A 16,109-nucleotide genomic window follows, 5' to 3' on the forward strand; every position below is an offset into this window, starting at 1 on the left:
TGCCGGATGATCACCACCAGAGGGAACCGAATGAAGCAGCTCAGCCTCGGCGTACTGGCGCAGTCCCGCAAGGAGAACGAGTTCCGGCGGCCCATCCACCCCGCGCACTTCGAGCGGATCGACCCGGAGCTGCGCGGCGGCATCTTCCTCGAACACGGCTACGGCGAGCGCTTCGGCGTCACCGACGAGTCGTTGAAGGCCCTGGTCGGCGGCTTCCGTACCCGGGCGGAGCTGATCGCCGAGTGCGACGTCATGCTGCTCGCCAAACCGCTGGCCGCCGACCTCGCCGAGCTGCGCGAGGGCCAGGTGCTCTGGGCTGGCCGCACTGCGTGCAGGACCGTGAGCTCACCCAGCTGGCGATCGACCGGAAGCTGACGGTGATCGCCTTCGAGGCGATGAACCACTGGACCAACGACGGCTCGTTCAACCTGCACGTGTTCCACAAGAACAACGAACTGGCCGGCTACTCCTCGGTCCTGCACGCGATGCAGATCCACGGCTCGACCGGTGACTACGGCCGCCGGCTGCGCGCGGCCGTGATCGGCTTCGGCGCGACGGCGCGGGGCGCGGTCACCGCGCTGGCCGCCCTCGGCGTGCACGACGTGGACGTGCTGACCCAGCGCGGGGTCACCGCCGTCAGCTCACCGATCCACTCGGCCCGGATCGTCCAGTTCGACCGGGACGAGGCCGCGCCGCGTCCGATCCACGCCATGACCGACGACGGCCGGGTCCCGTTCGCGGGCTTCCTGGCCGAGCACGACATCATCGTCAACTGCGTGCTGCAGGACACCGCGGCGCCGCTGGTCTTACTCGCCGACGAGGACCTCGCCCTGCTCGCCCCGGGCACCCTGGTCGTCGACGTCTCCTGCGACGAGGGCATGGGCTTCAGCTGGGCCCGCCCCACCACCTTCACCGACCCGACCTTCGTGGTCGGCGACAACGTCCGCTACTACGGTGTCGACCACAGCCCGTCCTACCTGTGGAACTCGGCCACCTGGGAGAACAGCGAGGCACTGCTGCCGTTCCTGGGCGCCGTGCTCACCGGTGCCACCGCCTGGGACTCCAACGAGACCATCCGCCGGGCCACCGAGATCCGCGACGGCGTGATCCAGAACCCGGCGATCCTCGCCTTCCAGGACCGCGCCGCGGAGTACCCGCACCGCTGAGCGGATCAGGGGCGGGGCCGGTCGGTCCGGTAGCCGAGCGCGGCCGCGGCGGTGGCGGCGAGCACCAGGACCGCGACCACCCGGAGCCCGAGCGCCATCGCCGGGACGAACCCGGCGGCCCGGGCGGCCGGTCCGCCGGCGTGGGCGGCCAGCACCGTGCCGACCACCGCGACACCGAGGGCGGCCCCCACCTCGCGGGCGGCGGTGTTCAGCCCGGCGCCCAACCCGGCCTGGCCGGGCGGGAGTTCGGAGACCACCCCGAAGGCCAGGGCGGGTGCCGAGAGCCCCATGCCGCAGGACAGCACCAGCAGGTACCCGGCGTACAGCGGGTAGGGCGTGCCCGCGTCGGCGGTCGAGACGCAGAGCAGGCCGAGCCCGATCAGCAGCAGGCCGCCGCCGATCAGCGGACGCGGACCGTACCGGGCCTGGAGCCGGACGGCGACCCTGGGGGCCAGCGCCATGCCGACCGTGAGCGGGACGATGGCCAGGCCGGTGAGCGCGGCCGAGTACCCCTTGACGTACTGCAGGTACTGGGAGTTGACGTAGAACAGGGCGAACAGGCCGAAGAAGCTCGCGGCCGAGCCCAGCGCCGCCGCGCGCAGCCGTCGGTTGCGGAACAGCCGGGGGTCGACCAGCGGGTGGGCGGCCCGCAGGCCGTGCCAGCTGAAGAGCGCGAGCAGCAGGACTCCGGCGGCGAAGCCGGTCAGCACCCGGGCGGAGGTCCAGCCCTGCTCGGGGCCCTCGACAATGCCGTGCAGCACGGCGGCCAGTCCGCCGATCAGCAGCAGTGAGCCGAGCCCGTCGGTGGCGGCGGGGTGCCGGGGCGAGTCGGGGACGGTGCGGGCGACGGCGGCCGCCAGGACGGCGGCCAGCGGGAGCATCGCCCAGAACAGCGCCTGCCAGGGCAGGAACTGGGCGATCAGTCCGCCGACCACGTTGCCGGCCAGGCCGCCGAGGCCGAGCGCGAGGGTCCAGGTGGCCAGGGCCCCGGCCCGACCCGTGGGGCCGGCCAGTTGGATCATGATCGACATGGTGGCGGGCATGATCAGCGCCGCCCCGGCGCCGGAGACGGCCCGTCCGGCGATCAGCAGGGCCGGACCGCCGGCCAGCGCGCTGACCGCCGCGCCGAGCGCGAACAGCCCGAGCCCGGCCAGCAGTACCTGCCGTCGGCCGTACCGGTCGCCGAGCACGCCGGCGGGGATCAGCAGGCCGGCGAAGACCAGGACGTAGGCGTCGACCGCCCAGACCAGCTGACCGCTGCTCAGGCCCAGCTCGGAGGAGGCGAGTTGCGGGATCATCAGGTTGATCGCGGCGACCATGCTCTGGGCGACCATGGCGCAGGCGCAGACGGCGAGCACCACCAGCCGCCCTGGTCGGGCGGTGCTGGACGCCGGGGCGGGTGTGCGGGCAGACGTGGACAAGGCTCCCCCTGGAGCTGGCGTGGGCGGTGGGATGTCTGCCACCGTAGGGGGCCCTGCTCCTATCTTCCAGTGCAAGTTTCGCAAGGAATGAATGCGTGTGACGCAATCTGGTCTGGACCTCAACCTGCTGATCGCCCTCGACCTGCTGCTGGAGGAGGGCAGCGTCTCCGGCGCGGCCCGGCGGATGCACCTCTCGGAGCCCGCGATGAGCCGCACCCTGGGCCGGATCCGCAAGGCGCTCGGCGACCCGGTGCTGGTCCGGGCCGGGCGCGTGATGGTGCCGACCCCGCACGCGCTGACGCTGCGCGCGGAGGTCCGGGCGGTGGTGGAGCGGGCCCAGGCGCTGTTCACCCCGACCGGGCAGCTGGACCTGAGCACGCTGTCGCGCACCTTCACCGTGCTGGCCCACGACGCGTTCGGCGCCCTGTACGGCTCCGCGCTGCTGGCCCGGGCCGCCGCCGAGGCGCCGGGGGTCCGGCTGCGGATCCTGGCCGACAGTCACCTGGACGCGCCGACGCTGCGCGAGGGCGGCGCCGACCTGGAGGTCGGGGTGATCGACAGCACCGCACCCGAGGTACGGGTCGAGCAGCTCTTCGAGGACCGGATGCTCGGCGTGGCGCGCCCCGGGCACCCGCTGCTGACCGAAGGGCCCGTCACCCCCGAACGGTTCGCCGCCGCACCGCAGCTGAGCGTCTCCCGGCGGGGCCGGATGCACGGTCCGATCGACACCGCGCTGGCCCGGCTCGGGCTGACCCGAACGGTGTCGGCCAGTACGCCGACCTTCCTCGCCGCGCTGTTCATGTCGCTGGACAGCGACCTGGTCGGCCTGGCCAACCTCCGGGCCCGGCCGTTGACCGACGCGCTGGGCCTGGCCCTGTTCGAGATCCCGCTGGAGCTGCCGCCGCTGCCGTTCGGCCTGGCCTGGCACCCCCGGCACGACGCCGACCCGGCCCACGCCTGGCTGCGGGAGCGGGTCCGGGAGCTGATGACCGCACCGACCGGGTGACCGGGCGTCAGGTGGCCGGCCGGCCGAGCCGGGCCGCCCGGACGGTCAGGTGGTGCCGCTCCGGCAGGCTGGCGGTCAGGCGGGCGGCGGCCCGGAACTGCTCGGCCGCGCCGGCCGCGTCCCCGGCGAGCTCCAGCAGGTGGCCGCGCACCACGGCGGGCCGGTGCCGGCCGGTCAGCTGCCCGGCGGACTCCAGCGCGTCCAGCTCGGTGAGACCGACGGCCGGGCCGTGCACCATCGCGGTGGCGACCACCCGGTTGAGGGCGACCACCGGGCTGGGTGCGAGCCGCTCCAACACCCCGTACAGCGCCAGGATCTGCGGCCAGTCGGTCGCCTCGGCCGTCTCGGCCTCGTCGTGCACGGCGGCGATCGCCGCCTGCACCTGGTACGGCCCGACCGGGCCGCGCGGGAGGGCCGCGGTGATCAGCGCGACGCCCTCGGCGATCGCCCCGGCGTCCCACCGGCCGCGGTCCTGCTCGGCGAGCGGGACCAGCTCGCCCGCCGGGCTGGTCCGGGCCCGGCTGCGGGCGTGGTTGAGCAGCATCAGCGCGAGCAGACCGGTGACCTCGCCGTGCTCGGGCAGCGCGGCGTGCAGGGCACGGGTCAACCGGATCGCCTCCCGGGAGAGCTCGACCCGCTGGAGCTCGGGCCCGGCGCTGCCGACGTAGCCCTCGTTGAAGATCAGGTAGAGCACGTGCAGCACCGAGCCGAGCCGGGCGGGCCGGTCCTCGGGCGCCGGCATCCGGAACGGTACCGCCGAGCTCCTGATCCGCTGCTTGGCCCGGCTGATCCGCTGGCCCATGGTCGCCTCCGGCACCAGGAAGGCGTCGGCGATCTGACCGGTGGTCAGGCCGCCGACCGACCGCAGGGTGAGGGCGATCGCGGAGGCCGGGGACAGCGCGGGGTGGCAGCACAGGAACAGCAGCAGCAGGGCGTCGTCCCGCCCGCCGAGGTCCTCGGCGTCGGCGGGCGGCGCCGACCACCGGTCGGCGGGCTGCTGCCCGGCGACCCGGTCCTCCCGGCGGCGCCGGGCCTGCTCGCTGCGCACCTCCTCGGTCATCCGCCGCTGGGCGACCTGGATCAGCCAGCCCCGGGGGTTGCCGGGCAGACCCTCGGCCGGCCACTGGAGGGCGGCGGCGAGCAGCGCCTCCTGGACGGCGTCCTCGGCCGCGGTGAAGTCACCGAACCGGCGGGTGAGCACGCCGAGGACCTGCGGCGCCAGCTCGCGCAGCAGGTCCTCGGCGACGGGGTCGAGCGTGCTCAGCGGGTCACATCTCCTCGGTCGGCGCCGACATCACTTGGCGCACCTCGATCGGCATGTTCAGCGGCCGCCCGCCGGGGCCGGGCGCGGTCGAGACGTGCGCGGCGATCTCGACCGCCCGCTCGGGGCCCTCGCAGTCGACGATCCACCAGCCGGCCACCCACTCCTTGGTCTCCGCGAACGGACCCTCGGTGACCACCGGGACGCCGTTCGCCCCGGCGCGGACGATCTTCGCCGTGTCCGGCATCGCCAACCCCTGGCCGTCGACGAACTCGCCGTCGGCGATCAGCTTCCGGTTGGTGTCGCCCATGAAGCCGATGTGGGCCCGCAGCTCCTCCGGCGTCCAGGTGTCGACCGACGGGAAGTCGCTGGCGGCCGCGCTGAACTGCATCAACAGCATGTACTTCATGATCTGCTCCTCGGTCTCCGCGGCGCCCTCGTCCGGGTGCCTGCACGGACAGGTAGAGGCACGCGCCACGATTTCGACATCGCCCACGATGATTTCGCAGAAAACTTTTCCCCGGGCCGACGACACGACCCCGGTGGTGGTCAGAGCGGCAGCACCGGCCGGGTGGAGAGGGTCTCGTAGGCGTCGTCGCCGTCCGGCCCGTAGACGAACTCGGCCGTGAACGGGTTCCGGCCGGCGGTGGCCAGCGGCAACCAGCCGAGCAGGGCGCCGTAGCCGCCGCAGGCCGACTCGCCGCCGTCGCCGCCGTGCACGGCCGTGCGGTCGTCGGTCAGCTCGGTGCGGTAGGTGTCGTAGGCGATCCGCAGGCCGAAGGCGTTCGGCCGGTGCTGCGGCCCGTCGGGGGAGTCGTAGGGGATGCGGTCGAGCGGGCAGTCGTCGCCCCAGCGGAACAGGGTGCCGGCCCCGGCGCCGCAGGCGTGCTCCCACTCGTCGGCGGTCGGCAGCCGCAGGCCACGGGCCGCCAGCACGGCGGGCAGCTCGTCGGGCGGGCAGGTCAGGTCCTCGTCCTGAACGGCCATCAGCACGGTGGCCAGGGTGACGCTCCGGCGCGGGCTGAGCAGTTCGGCCAGGTGCGCCCGCAGGTCGTCACCGTAGCCGAAGCCCTCCGCCATGCTCTCGGTGAAGTCGGCCGCCTGCTCCGGGGACGGCTGCCAGGCGTCGAGGTCGAAGCCGAGGGTCAGCGTGCCGCCGGGTATCAGGGCGAACTCCTGACCGTCCCGCTCGATCCCGACCCGGTGCAGCGGGGCGCCGAGGTGCTCGACGGTCTCGACGGCGGTGAGCCGGCCGCCCACCTGCTCGGCGGCTCTGGCGGCGAGTGCACGGGCGGCCGGCAGGTCGAGGGACCGCCACCGGGCAAGACTGAGATCGGCGAGAGACATGGCCCGCAGTGTGCCACCCGGGCCGGACATCGCCCGGGTCAGGGGCGGGCGGCGGCGAGCAGGGCCTCGGCGACCGAGGTCCGGGCGTAGAGCACCCTGCAGGACCACCACGACGTGGCCTCCCAGGTGGACGACGCGCTGGTCGACCGGTGCGCCGAACAGGGCATCGCCTGCGTGCCGTTCTGTCCGCTGGGCGGCTGCGCCCGCTCCAGGCCGAGGCGTTGGACGCGGTCGCCCGCGAACTGGGCGGCACGGCCTGCCAGGTGGCGCCGGCCTGGCTGCCGCACCGCTCACCGGGCGTCCTGCTGATCCCCGGCCCCTCCTCGGTCGCCCACCTGCACGGGAACATCGCGGCCGCCGCCGTCGCCCTGTCGGAATCGGCCCTGTGCATGCTCGACGCGATCGGCGGCGGGTGACCGACGACCGGTCAGCGTTCGGCGAGCTCGGACGGGGCCTCCTGGACCACCCAGCCGTTGCCGTCCGGGTCCTCGAAGGTCATGAAGGAGTTCCAGGTCTCGCCCTTGCCGTCCGCCCAGCCGGTGGCGCCGATGTGGCGGATCGGGGAGACGTCCACGCCCCGGTCCACCAGGGCCGCGCGGGCGGCCTCGATGTCGGTGACGCAGAGCTGGAGGCCCTGGAGGGTGCCGGGGGCCATGGCCTTCGCACCCGGGGCGGCGGGCATCCCCTGGAGCATCGCGATCGAACAGCGGGAGCCGGGCGGGGTCAGCTGGATGATGCGCACGCCCGGTGCGACCTCGTCGTCCAGGTCGACCTTGAAGCCGGCCCGGTCGGCGTAGAACCCCTTCGCCCGGTCCAGGTCGGTGACCGGGACCGGGATGACCTCGAGTGTCCAGTTCACGGAAATTTCTCCTCGGAGCGCGCGCGGATCGGATCGGGTCCACGGTCGCTCAGCTTGAGGGGCCGTGCACGGCGAAACGCCGGGCGGGGCCGGGGCGATCGCGTCAGGTCCCGGTCGGCTCCGGCGGGTCGGCCCGGTCCCGGCGCCGGACGGCGATCAGGACCGCGCCGACCGCTGCCAGCACGGCGGTGGCGACGGCGGGCAGCCACGGCAGCGACGGAGGCGAGTCGGCGGCGGCGAGGGCGCGCTCGCCGGCGGGCAGCAGGTCGAGGTCGTCGGCGCAGACCAGTGGTGCGGCGTCGTCGCCCCGGTAGGCGCAGACGACGCTGGAGGAGTGCAGCGCGGTGTCCCCGGTGGCGCCGAGGTCCGCCGCGACCTGCAGCGACCTGGCGGTGCGGGGTCCGAGGGTGACGTCCCGCCAGATCGCCGCGCCGGTCGGGGTGACGGTATCGGAGGAGCCCCCGGCCGGGCGGGCCCCGGCGGGCAGCACCTGTTCGATCCGGAGGCCGGTGACCGGCCGGTCGCCGTGGTTGTGCAGGGTGACGGTCCAGGTGATCCGCTCGCCGGCCTGGGCCCGGTCCTGGCCGTCGTCGAGCGAGATCGACAGCTCGGGCCGGGCGGTCGGGCCGTCCTCGGCCCGCACCGGTGCGGCGGCGGTGGCCAGGGCCACGGCCAGCGCGGCAGCTGGGAACAGGAGTACGGAGGGTCGGACCATGCGGGCGGCTCCACGGGTCGGGCTGGCAAGGTGGCGACCATCGGATCACCCGGCGGGCCGCAGCGGGCCGGAGCGGTGCGGCCCGGCGGGCGGAGTCCACCCGCACAGCGCAGCAGACCCGACCGGACCCACGGTCCGGCGGTCTCGACCCGCACCGGCAGGTACTGACGGATCGTCACCGCTGCTCCGGGGCGGCGGACGGCACTGGTCTGTTCGTGTGATCAGCGTTCGAGGGTCACGGTGCGCCCCGCCGGTGCGGCCGCGCCGCGCCGTTAGCGTCGGCCTGCCCGTGGCGCGGAGGAGCGCCGTCGGCGCAGCGCCTCACCAGGTCCGCGCAGGTCAGCACCCGAAAGGCAGTCCATGCAGATCAGACGGGCGTCGGCCGTCGCCGGTTCGCTGCTGACGGTGGCCGCACTGCTGGCCGCCGCCCCCGCTCCTGCGGCCGAGCGGGTGCCGTCGGTCCGGGGAACGGGCACCCAGCGGCCGATCGGTCCGGATCCGGCCTTCACGGTGCTGACCCACGGCAACCTCACCATGGCGTCCAACTCGGTGCTGGCCTGCGACGACAGCCAGGGTGACGTCTGCAACGACAACAGCTACAACAACGGCCGCACCAAGTGGGTGAAGAGCGACCCGGCCGCGCCCGGCAACACCGCGTCCGCCGCCACCCTCACCCTCCCGGCCGGCTCCACCGTCCGGTCCGCCCGGCTGTACTGGCAGCTCAACCCGGACGGCACCAGTGTCACCTCCACCTCGGGCGACGCGGGCAAGGCCGACCAGGTCGAGCTGAAGGTGCCCGGTGCGAGCGGCTACCAGCGGCTCACCGCCGACACCTACGACTGGTTCGACCAGCAGACCGGCGGCACCCCGCCCAAGCCGATCACGGCCCACGCCGGGGTGAAGGACGTCACCGCGCTGGTGCAGGCGGCCGGCAGCGGCTCGTACACGGTCGCCGACCTCCAGGCCTGCCAGGGGCGTTCCTCCACCGCCGACTTCGGCGGTCAGAACGTCGGCTGCTGGGGCGGCTGGTCGCTGGTGGTCGCGTACGAGAACCCGGCCGAGCCGCTGCGCTACCTCCAGGTCTGGGACGGCTACCAGCTGGTGCGCCCGCCCAACTCGACCACCACGCTCACCCTGACCGGCATCCGTACCCCCGCCGGGCGGGCCCCTGCCGCCACCCTGGGCGTCGGCGTCGGTGACGGCGACACCCCGATCGCGGGCGACTCGCTGGACGTCGGTGCGGACGTCGGCTCGCTGCAGAAGCTGCCGATGCCGACCCCGGGCGGCACGGTGGTCGGCGACAACGCGTTCACCGGCCGGATCGACCGGGTCGCCGCCGACGGCACCGGTACGAACCTGACGGACCGTGACCCCAGCCCGGTGAACAACCTCGGCTACGACGCCCGCATGATCGACGTCACCGGCAAGATCCCGGCGGGCAGCAGCCGGGCGGTGCTGCGGATCACCGGCGAGGGCGACGCCCTGCACCCGCAGTTCGTCTGGCTGGCGCTGGAGGCGGTCGAGCCCGACCTGCAGATCGTCAAGGCCAACACCCCGCCGGGCCGGACGGACGACAACCCGCCCGGCAACGTCGAGGCGGGCGGCGAGATCACCTACACCTTCACCCTCACCAACGCCCGCAAGGACGGCACCAGCAACGACCTGGACACCGCGACCGCCGTCACCCTGACCGACACCCTGCCGACCGGCACCGCCTTCGTGGCCGGCTCCGGCCCGGCCTGCTCGGCGGCCGGTCAGCTGGTCACCTGCACGGCCGCCGACCTCGCCGCCGGGGCCTCGGCCACCCTCGCCTTCCGGGCGGTGGTGGACCCCTCGACCGCCGTCGGGACCAAGCTGGACGACACCGCCCGGCTGTCCTTCGCGGGGCAGCAGACCGGCCGGACCCAGCAGCGCACCAGCAACACCGTGCGCAACACGGTGCTCGCCGCCCCGGCCTACCGGATCGTCAAGACCGCCGACCGGACCGAGGCCGGGCCCGGCGACCGGGTCGGCTACCGGCTGGAGATCACCAACACCGGTACGGTGCCGATCGGTTCACTGGAGGTCAGGGACGACCTGGTCGGGCTGCTGGACGACGCCTCGTTCAACAGCGACGAGACCGCCGGTACCGGCCACGCCGGCTACCGCCCCACCGTCCTCAGCTGGACCGGGGACCTGGCTCCCGGGCAGCAGGCGGTGGTGACCTACAGCGTCACCGTGTCCACCGGCGGCACCGGGAACCACAACCTGCGCAACACCGTCACGGCGGACCGGACCGGCGGCAACTGCCTTCCGGGCAGCACCGATCCGGCCTGCGTGGTGGTGGTCCCGGTGATCGAGCCCAGCCCGACGCCGAGCCCGACGCCCAGCCCCGACCCGAGCCCGACCACCGACCCGGCGGCTTCGCCCAGCGCCACCGTCAGGCCCGACGGCGGCCGGGACGGGCACCTGCCCGACACCGGTGCGACCACCCTGCTCGGCGCCCTGTTCGCGGTGGCCGGTCTCGGGCTCGGCGTCCTGTCCGTGGTCGCCTCGCGCCGTCGGCGGCACTGAGGCCGTCACCCGATGCGCTGGTGCAGCAGGTGGTACAGGGCGTCGGCCAGATCGGCGTAGTGGTCGGCGTCCTGGGCCGCGAAGTGCAGGTCGACCAGCGGTTCCGCGCCGGTGGTCACGATCGCCACGGTGAGGTGGTCGACCAGCTGGTCCAGGGTGCCGCGCCGGGGCACCTGGTCGTCCGGCACGGGTTCTGCGGTGATCTCGGGGTTCACCCGCAGGACCAGGCGCAGGGCGTCCGGGTCACGCCCGGCCTCCTCGGCGTGCTGCCTGACGGTGCGCCACATCCGCGCCACCGGCGGGACCGGCAGCGGGCCGGCCAGCCAGCCGTCGGCGCGCCGTCCGACCCGGGCCAGGGCGGCGTCGCCGAAGCCGCCCAGCAGCAGCGGCGGCCGGGGACGCTGGGCCGGCTTGGGCAGCATCACGGACTCCGGCACGGTCCACAGCGGTCCGCTGTGGCGGACGGTGCCGGTGCCGGCCCAGACCCGTTCCAGGATGTCCAGGGTCTCCTCCAGCCGGGCACCCCGCCCCTGCCAGGGCACCCCGGCGGCCAGGTACTCGTCGGCGGACCAGCCCAGGCCGAGCCCGACGTCCAGCCGGCCCGCGCTGACCAGGTCGATCGCGGTCAGCGCGCGGGCCAGCACCACCGGCGGCTGCCAGAAGGCGTTCAGCGTGCTGCTGCCCAGCCGGACCCGCTCGGTCGCGCCGGCGGCCACGGTCAGCGTGGTCAGCGGGTCCAGGAAGACCTGGTGCTCGGCCGGGAACGTCCCGTCACCACCCGGGTAGGGGGTGATCGGTGCGACCGGGGTGAGCAGCCGGTCGCCGACCCAGAGGCTGTGGTAGCCGATCTCCTCGGCCACGGCGGAGACCTGCGCGGAGAGCCTCGGGTCGGCGAAACGGCCGTACTGCGGAACGGCGAGTCCCAGGTGCATCGTGGTACCGGTCTTCTCTCGGTGCGGGTACGTCCGGTCCACCGTCCCAGCGGTCGATCGTCGTTCGATGAACAACCGCTCAACACGGAGGACGCGGCCGCCGGTCACCGGCCGGGTCAGGGCGCCGGGGGGCCGTCGAAGCTGGCGAAGTACGCGGCGGCCATGTCCTCCTCGCCGTGGCCCTGGGCGGCGGCGCGGCCGAACCGGTCGGCGCCGGCGGCGGCCAGGTCGAGCCGGACGCCGTGCTGCCGCCCGGCCTCGACGATCAGGCGGGCGTCCTTGGCCGCGGTGGTGACCGTGAAGGAGGCGGGGGAGAGCCGGTCCTCCAGGACCAGGGCGGCCTTGGCCCGCAGGTAGCCCAGGTCGAGCGGGCCGCCCGCGACCAGGTCGAAGAAGTCCTGCGGGTCCACGCCGAGGCCCTTGGCGAGCGCCAGTACCTCACCGGTCGCCAGGGTGGCCGCGAGCACCCAGCTGTTGGCGACCAGCTTGAGGCGGGTGGCGCTGCCGTCCGAACCGTCCTCGCCGGTCCACAGGGTGCGGGCGCCGACCGCGTCGAGCACCGGCGCGACGGCCGCCCGGGCCTCGGGCGGTCCGGCGGCGAGGACGGTCAACTGCCCGGCCTCGGCCGGTTCGCGGGTGCCGAGCACGGGTGCGTCGAAGAAGCGCAGCCGGTGCTGCCGGGCGAGGTCGGCCAGTTCACCGACGTCCGTGATCCCGACGGTCGTCGACTGCACCCAGGCGGTCCCGGGGCGCAGCCCGGGTGCCGCGGCCCGGAGGGCATCGAGCACGGCGGGGCCGTCGAGCAGCATGGTGAGCACGACGTCCGCGTCCCGGACGGCGTCGGCGGGGGTGTCGGCGATCAGGGCGCCGTCGGCGGCCAGCGGTTCGGCCCTGGCCCGGGTGCGGTTCCAGGCGCGCACGGTGTGTCCGGACCGGAGCAGGTTGCGGGCCATCGCGGCCCCCATGATCCCGGTGCCGAGGACACCGACGGTGAGGCTGTCTTTCATGATCGGCTCCTGCCCGCTGCCGACCCGTCCATGCCTGCGGGTGTCGGTCGTCACACGGAAGGGTTTCGAACGCGCGGACGGGCTCCGACCTGCGCCGCAGGTGGCGGGGGCGGGTCGGCGCGGGGACCGAGGAGTGATCAGGCAGACTCGGGGGAAGCAGATCACCACCGAGAGGATCACGCATGATCACTTTGAAGAAGGAAGACGGCCCGGCGGACCTCGACGGGGTGACCCACCTGTCCATCGGCGTCTCCTGGGACCCGACCGTCGGCAGCAGCGGCGGCCTGATCGGCAAGCTCCGGCAGAAGGCCGGCACCGACCTCGACCTGATCGCCATCGCGATGCAGGGCGCGGAGCCGGTCCGGCTGGCCGGGCTGGACTCCCTGGACCCGCTGGGCAACGGTGGGTTGATACACAGTGGGGACAACCAGACCGGTCACGGTGACGGCGACGACGAGACGGTCACCGTCGACTTCTCCCGGGTCCCGGAGAACATCACCTCCATCGTGTTCATCGCCGCCGCGTACAAGAAGCGCAGCGCGTTCCAGAACGCCCGCAACATCAGCTTCAAGGTGTACGACGCGACCGGCGGCAGCAGCCAGCAGGTCGCCGACATCTGGCCCAGCATGCTCACCAACGACAACGGCTGCGCCGTGGCCAAGGCGATGCGGGTCGGCGGGAGTTGGAAGCTGCAGGTGATCAACGAGACCGGCAAGATCAAGCAGGGGGACGAGAAGGACCTGATGCGGTTCGCGGTGAGCAAGTAGCCCGGACGGCCGACCGGTCGGACCCGGCGGGGTGCTGCCCACCCCGCCGGGCGGGGCCTATCGCCCCGACACCGCAGGGGACTTGCCCGCCGCGCCGGGGCGGGCGACGCCGTCCACCGACGTGCAGATGCCGAAGACCCGGTCGTGACCGGTCCAACCGTTCACCCGGCCGCGGTTGTTGCTGATCTGCACCCGCCGCCTGGCCGGGTCCAGGGCGGACACCAGGTGCAGGCACACCGTCCCGGCGACCCGGGCGAGGACGATGTCGCCGGTCTCCAGCTCCGACGGGTCGACCGGCGCGACGACCACCCGCTGCCGACTGCGGATCAGCGGGACCATCGAGGATCCGGTCGGCCGGAACTCCACGGTCGCCCCGCCCGCCACCCTGCCTGCCACCCCGTCCAGCATGCCCATCCGCCGATCGTGGCAGACCCGGCCGGCCCGCCGCCCGGATTATCGGGGCAGGGCCGCCGACGTGGCGTCAGCCCGCCGGGCGCGGCTGCGCCGTACCCGGCTGAGCTGGTAATTCGTTGCCCGGGTGCGGTGGCGCCTGCCAGACTCCGGGCCATGTCAGTTCGATACCCGCGCCCCCTGCGCCCCCGTGACCGTGTCGGCATCACCTCTCCGTCCAGCGGAGTGGCGAAGGAGCTGCGCGGGCGGCTGGACGTGGCGGTTCGCGAGGTGGAGGCGCGCGGGTACGAGGTGGTGGTCGGCCGCTGCATGGACGGGACCGGTCACGTGAGCGCGCCCGCGGCCGACCGGGCGCACGAGCTGACGGCGATGCTGACCGATCCCGGTATCGCGGCCGTGGTGCCGCCGTGGGGCGGGGAGACGGCGATCGACCTGCTGCCGCTGCTGGACTGGGACCGCCTGCGGGACGCGGAACCGACCTGGCTGGTGGGCTACTCCGACCTGTCGACCGTCATGACGCCGCTGACCCTCCTCACCGGCATCGCGACCGTGCACGGCGTCAACCTGATGGACACGCCCTACCGGGTACCCGAAGGGCTCGCCTCCTGGCTGGACATCACCGCGGCGCCGACCGGGCACCGGTTCACCCAGACCCCGCCGGAACGCCACCGCAGCTCGGGCTGGGACGACTTCGCGGCCGACCCGGAGGTGCGCGAGTTCGCGCTCGACGCCGCCGGCCGGTGGACCAGGCTGGACGGCGACGGCGACCTGGAGGTCGAGGGCCGCCTGATCGGGGGCTGCATCGAGACGCTGTGCAACCTGGCCGGGACGCCCTACGGCGACACCACGGCGTTCGCCCGCGAGCACGCGCCGGAAGGTCTGCTGGTCTACGTCGAGGCCGCGGGGGACGACGCCTTCACAATCTGCCGGAACCTGCACGGCATGAGGCTGGCGGGCTTCTTCGACCGGGCGAACGCGATCCTGGTCGGCCGGACCTCCGCTCCCGACAGCCGGTCGCTGACGCAGCACCAGGCCGTGCTGGACGCGCTCGGCGTGCTGGGTGTCCCGATCATCGCCGACGTCGAGTGCGGGCACGTCCCGCCGTTCCTGCCGATCGTCAACGGAGCGCGCGGTCGGGTGGTGCACACCGCGACCCGCAGCGAGCTCACCCAGACGCTGGACTGAGCGGGTCGGCCCGCCCCTGAGCGGGGCGGGCCGACGGGCGGACGGTGGGTCAGACCCCGGGCCGGGCCGGCCCGTTGTCCAGGCGCCGGACCAGCTCGCGCAGCGCCCGGAGCTCGCGTTCCAGGGCCCGGCCGCCCTCGGGGGTGAGGCTCACCCAGGTGCGGGGGCGGCGACCGGCGTAGCCCTTCTCGACGCTGACCAGACCGGAGTCCTCCAGGACCTTCACGTGCCGCGACAGGTTGCCGTCGGTGACCGCGAGCTGGGTCTTGAGGAAGCCGAAGTCGACCCGGTCGGCCTCGCGGGCGATCGTCAGGATCCCGAGCCGCACCCGCTGGTGGACGGTGTCGTCGAGGGTGTTGGTCGGATGCGGCTCGTCCTCGTGCCGCGGGTCGGCGTCCCCGGTGGTCATGGGCCGACCGTACTCGATGCGGCCGGCCCGGCGGCACGTCGGTCGGTCGCCCACCGCGCGAACGCGGCCGCCAGCAGCACGACGGCGAGCAGCAGGGCCTTGGCCTGCGGACCGTCGACCCAGCCGGACTGCGGCCCGGGCCCCCAGGGCAGCAGTCCACCGGCCGGGCTCGCCCCGAGGTACGCGGCGAGCAGCAGCCCGTGCGCGAGCCCGGCGGCGGCGGTGATCCAGCTGCGTTCGGCCAGCCCCAGGGCCAGCAGCCCGATCCCGACCAGGTACCAGGGCGAGGCGTAGCCCTTGTCCAGCAGGTGCAGGACCCCGTTGTAGGAGCGGAGCAGGAGCAGAACGCCGAGGACGACGACCGAGGCCACCGTCACGACGGTGGTGCCGCCGACGGCGAGCAGCCAGGTGGCGCGGCGCGGCACGATCCCACGGGACTCCCCGCGCAGCCGGTACCAGCGGGCCGTGGCGGCCCAGGCCAGTGGGAGGACGGCGAACCAGATCCCCCAGCACGCGAACGCGAACACCGAGCCGTCGAACTCCTGTGAGCTGCACGGCTCCCCCCACTGGTGGGTGACGCACAGTCCGGTCAGCTCCGCGTAGGCGAAGAGCGGGTAGACCGAGACGGAGTGCCCGTGGGCGGCGAAGGTGAACGCATAGCGGGCGATGGGCACCGCCGCGAGCGCCAGCAGCCCGAACCCGAGCAGGACGGCCCAGCCGCCGCCGGTCCGGGCGCGGGCCCGGGTGCGGAGTTCGGCCGCATCGGTCAGTAGTCGTTCGGCCGCCGCCCGGTCCTGGTCGGTCACTTCCGATACCCCCCATGGTGTGCCCCTCCGATGTGCCGCGTTCTTTCCGATGCCATGTACTTTGCATCGCAAAGTGAGTGGGCGTCAAGACCTTCCTGACGGATCGTCGGGTGATGCCGGGGGCCCCGTGGCCTGGCCGCAATGCCGGGCTCTGTCCCGGATCCGGTGGTAGCGAAGGGTGATGGTTGTCGTCCGCATGGCGTGCGGGCGATGTCAACGAGCTTGCGGGCGTGGTGTTTTCGGGACTGTCTGCCTTGGTCATCG

The 16,109-nt window shown here is 73.9% G+C and carries 18 protein-coding genes; 7 read left to right on the forward strand and 11 right to left on the reverse strand.

Translation table 11 applies throughout. From position 1 onward, the window contains the following. Nucleotides 1-30 precede the first annotated feature (30 nt). Nucleotides 31-375 carry a hypothetical protein gene (locus ACIRPK_RS16625; protein ID WP_403038898.1) on the forward strand — a complete coding sequence of 115 codons (345 nt, stop codon included), beginning with the start codon at nucleotides 31-33 and terminating at the stop codon, nucleotides 373-375. After that, on the forward strand, nucleotides 330-1,166 hold the full coding sequence (locus ACIRPK_RS16630) for an alanine dehydrogenase (RefSeq protein WP_403038901.1): 837 nt from the start codon (nucleotides 330-332) through the stop codon (nucleotides 1,164-1,166). The genes ACIRPK_RS16625 and ACIRPK_RS16630 overlap by 46 nt, the downstream gene beginning before the upstream one ends. A 5-nt stretch (nucleotides 1,167-1,171) precedes the next feature. Here ACIRPK_RS16630 and ACIRPK_RS16635 read toward each other — a convergent pair whose 3' ends face one another. Continuing rightward, nucleotides 1,172-2,587, reverse strand: a complete 1,416-nt coding sequence (locus ACIRPK_RS16635; protein ID WP_403038904.1) for an MFS transporter — start codon at nucleotides 2,585-2,587, stop codon at nucleotides 1,172-1,174. A 91-nt stretch (nucleotides 2,588-2,678) separates the two neighbouring features. Here ACIRPK_RS16635 and ACIRPK_RS16640 point away from each other — a divergent pair, with 91 nt between their 5' ends. After that, a complete protein-coding gene (locus ACIRPK_RS16640) occupies nucleotides 2,679-3,593 on the forward strand; it encodes a LysR family transcriptional regulator (RefSeq protein WP_403038906.1) in 915 nt (304 codons plus the stop codon). 7 nt (nucleotides 3,594-3,600) lie between these two features. Here ACIRPK_RS16640 and ACIRPK_RS16645 read toward each other — a convergent pair whose 3' ends face one another. The 3 genes from ACIRPK_RS16645 to ACIRPK_RS16655 all read right to left on the reverse strand — a co-directional run bounded on the left by ACIRPK_RS16645 (nucleotide 3,601) and on the right by ACIRPK_RS16655 (nucleotide 6,201). Beyond that, nucleotides 3,601-4,857 (reverse strand): RNA polymerase sigma factor, encoded by a 1,257-nt coding sequence (locus ACIRPK_RS16645; RefSeq protein ID WP_403039182.1) that lies wholly within the window; start codon nucleotides 4,855-4,857, stop codon nucleotides 3,601-3,603. A gap of 4 nt (nucleotides 4,858-4,861) precedes the next feature. Further along, nucleotides 4,862-5,263, reverse strand: coding sequence for a YciI family protein (locus tag ACIRPK_RS16650; RefSeq protein ID WP_403038908.1), 402 nt, complete (start codon nucleotides 5,261-5,263; stop codon nucleotides 4,862-4,864). Nucleotides 5,264-5,403: 140 nt separating this feature from the next. Further along, nucleotides 5,404-6,201 carry a hypothetical protein gene (locus ACIRPK_RS16655; protein ID WP_403038911.1) on the reverse strand — a complete coding sequence of 266 codons (798 nt, stop codon included), beginning with the start codon at nucleotides 6,199-6,201 and terminating at the stop codon, nucleotides 5,404-5,406. 149 nt (nucleotides 6,202-6,350) lie between these two features. Between ACIRPK_RS16655 and ACIRPK_RS16660 the strand changes: the two genes are divergently transcribed. Then, a complete protein-coding gene (locus ACIRPK_RS16660) occupies nucleotides 6,351-6,617 on the forward strand; it encodes an aldo/keto reductase (protein WP_403038914.1) in 267 nt (88 codons plus the stop codon). Nucleotides 6,618-6,628: 11 nt separating this feature from the next. Here the strand turns inward: ACIRPK_RS16660 and ACIRPK_RS16665 are convergent, their stop codons facing one another. After that, nucleotides 6,629-7,060: a VOC family protein gene (locus ACIRPK_RS16665; RefSeq protein WP_403038916.1), complete on the reverse strand. Its 432-nt coding sequence runs from the start codon at nucleotides 7,058-7,060 to the stop codon at nucleotides 6,629-6,631. Between the two features lie 103 nt (nucleotides 7,061-7,163). Continuing rightward, the gene (locus ACIRPK_RS16670; protein ID WP_403038919.1) at nucleotides 7,164-7,775 is read right to left on the reverse strand and encodes a hypothetical protein; all 612 of its coding nucleotides are present in this window, start codon (nucleotides 7,773-7,775) and stop codon (nucleotides 7,164-7,166) included. 360 nt (nucleotides 7,776-8,135) lie between these two features. On the opposite strand from ACIRPK_RS16670, the gene ACIRPK_RS16675 reads away from it, so the two are divergent. Continuing rightward, entirely contained in the window at nucleotides 8,136-10,328 is a 2,193-nt protein-coding gene (locus tag ACIRPK_RS16675; protein ID WP_403038922.1) for a hypothetical protein, read from the forward strand. A 5-nt stretch (nucleotides 10,329-10,333) separates the two neighbouring features. On the opposite strand, the gene ACIRPK_RS16680 is transcribed toward ACIRPK_RS16675, so the two are convergent. Then, entirely contained in the window at nucleotides 10,334-11,260 is a 927-nt protein-coding gene (locus ACIRPK_RS16680; RefSeq protein WP_403038925.1) for a TIGR03619 family F420-dependent LLM class oxidoreductase, read from the reverse strand. 116 nt (nucleotides 11,261-11,376) lie between these two features. Continuing rightward, on the reverse strand, nucleotides 11,377-12,267 hold the full coding sequence (locus ACIRPK_RS16685; protein ID WP_403038928.1) for an NAD(P)-dependent oxidoreductase: 891 nt from the start codon (nucleotides 12,265-12,267) through the stop codon (nucleotides 11,377-11,379). Nucleotides 12,268-12,449: 182 nt separating this feature from the next. Here ACIRPK_RS16685 and ACIRPK_RS16690 point away from each other — a divergent pair, with 182 nt between their 5' ends. Beyond that, the gene (locus ACIRPK_RS16690; RefSeq protein WP_184923645.1) at nucleotides 12,450-13,034 is read left to right on the forward strand and encodes a TerD family protein; all 585 of its coding nucleotides are present in this window, start codon (nucleotides 12,450-12,452) and stop codon (nucleotides 13,032-13,034) included. Nucleotides 13,035-13,091: 57 nt separating this feature from the next. On the opposite strand, the gene ACIRPK_RS16695 is transcribed toward ACIRPK_RS16690, so the two are convergent. Then, nucleotides 13,092-13,448, reverse strand: a complete 357-nt coding sequence (locus ACIRPK_RS16695) for a S24/S26 family peptidase (protein ID WP_403038931.1) — start codon at nucleotides 13,446-13,448, stop codon at nucleotides 13,092-13,094. Between the two features lie 153 nt (nucleotides 13,449-13,601). On the opposite strand from ACIRPK_RS16695, the gene ACIRPK_RS16700 reads away from it, so the two are divergent. Beyond that, a complete protein-coding gene (locus ACIRPK_RS16700; protein ID WP_403038934.1) occupies nucleotides 13,602-14,630 on the forward strand; it encodes a S66 peptidase family protein in 1,029 nt (342 codons plus the stop codon). Nucleotides 14,631-14,679: 49 nt separating this feature from the next. Here the strand turns inward: ACIRPK_RS16700 and ACIRPK_RS16705 are convergent, their stop codons facing one another. Together ACIRPK_RS16705 and ACIRPK_RS16710 are read right to left on the reverse strand one after the other, a co-directional pair. After that, nucleotides 14,680-15,039: a winged helix-turn-helix domain-containing protein gene (locus ACIRPK_RS16705; protein ID WP_403038937.1), complete on the reverse strand. Its 360-nt coding sequence runs from the start codon at nucleotides 15,037-15,039 to the stop codon at nucleotides 14,680-14,682. After that, nucleotides 15,036-15,845 carry a hypothetical protein gene (locus ACIRPK_RS16710; RefSeq protein ID WP_403038940.1) on the reverse strand — a complete coding sequence of 270 codons (810 nt, stop codon included), beginning with the start codon at nucleotides 15,843-15,845 and terminating at the stop codon, nucleotides 15,036-15,038. The genes ACIRPK_RS16705 and ACIRPK_RS16710 overlap by 4 nt, the downstream gene beginning before the upstream one ends. Nucleotides 15,846-16,109 lie beyond the last annotated feature (264 nt).

Origin of the sequence: Kitasatospora sp. NPDC101801 (genome assembly GCF_044766665.1) — a bacterium.
Lineage (GTDB): Bacteria > Actinomycetota > Actinomycetes > Streptomycetales > Streptomycetaceae > Kitasatospora.

Bases quoted from the DNA above. Each gene is read 5' to 3' on its own strand.
- ACIRPK_RS16650 (WP_403038908.1), bottom strand. From the start codon at position 5,263: ATGAAGTACATGCTGTTGATGCAGTTCAGCGCGGCCGCCAGCGACTTC.
- ACIRPK_RS16655 (WP_403038911.1), bottom strand. From the start codon at position 6,201: ATGTCTCTCGCCGATCTCAGTCTTGCCCGGTGGCGGTCCCTCGACCTG.
- ACIRPK_RS16690 (WP_184923645.1), top strand. From the start codon at position 12,450: ATGATCACTTTGAAGAAGGAAGACGGCCCGGCGGACCTCGACGGGGTG.
- ACIRPK_RS16625 (WP_403038898.1), top strand. From the start codon at position 31: ATGAAGCAGCTCAGCCTCGGCGTACTGGCGCAGTCCCGCAAGGAGAAC.
- ACIRPK_RS16695 (WP_403038931.1), bottom strand. From the start codon at position 13,448: ATGGGCATGCTGGACGGGGTGGCAGGCAGGGTGGCGGGCGGGGCGACC.
- ACIRPK_RS16670 (WP_403038919.1), bottom strand. From the start codon at position 7,775: ATGGTCCGACCCTCCGTACTCCTGTTCCCAGCTGCCGCGCTGGCCGTG.
- ACIRPK_RS16705 (WP_403038937.1), bottom strand. From the start codon at position 15,039: ATGACCACCGGGGACGCCGACCCGCGGCACGAGGACGAGCCGCATCCG.
- ACIRPK_RS16680 (WP_403038925.1), bottom strand. From the start codon at position 11,260: ATGCACCTGGGACTCGCCGTTCCGCAGTACGGCCGTTTCGCCGACCCG.
- ACIRPK_RS16640 (WP_403038906.1), top strand. From the start codon at position 2,679: ATGCGTGTGACGCAATCTGGTCTGGACCTCAACCTGCTGATCGCCCTC.
- ACIRPK_RS16675 (WP_403038922.1), top strand. From the start codon at position 8,136: ATGCAGATCAGACGGGCGTCGGCCGTCGCCGGTTCGCTGCTGACGGTG.
- ACIRPK_RS16700 (WP_403038934.1), top strand. From the start codon at position 13,602: ATGTCAGTTCGATACCCGCGCCCCCTGCGCCCCCGTGACCGTGTCGGC.
- ACIRPK_RS16685 (WP_403038928.1), bottom strand. From the start codon at position 12,267: ATGAAAGACAGCCTCACCGTCGGTGTCCTCGGCACCGGGATCATGGGG.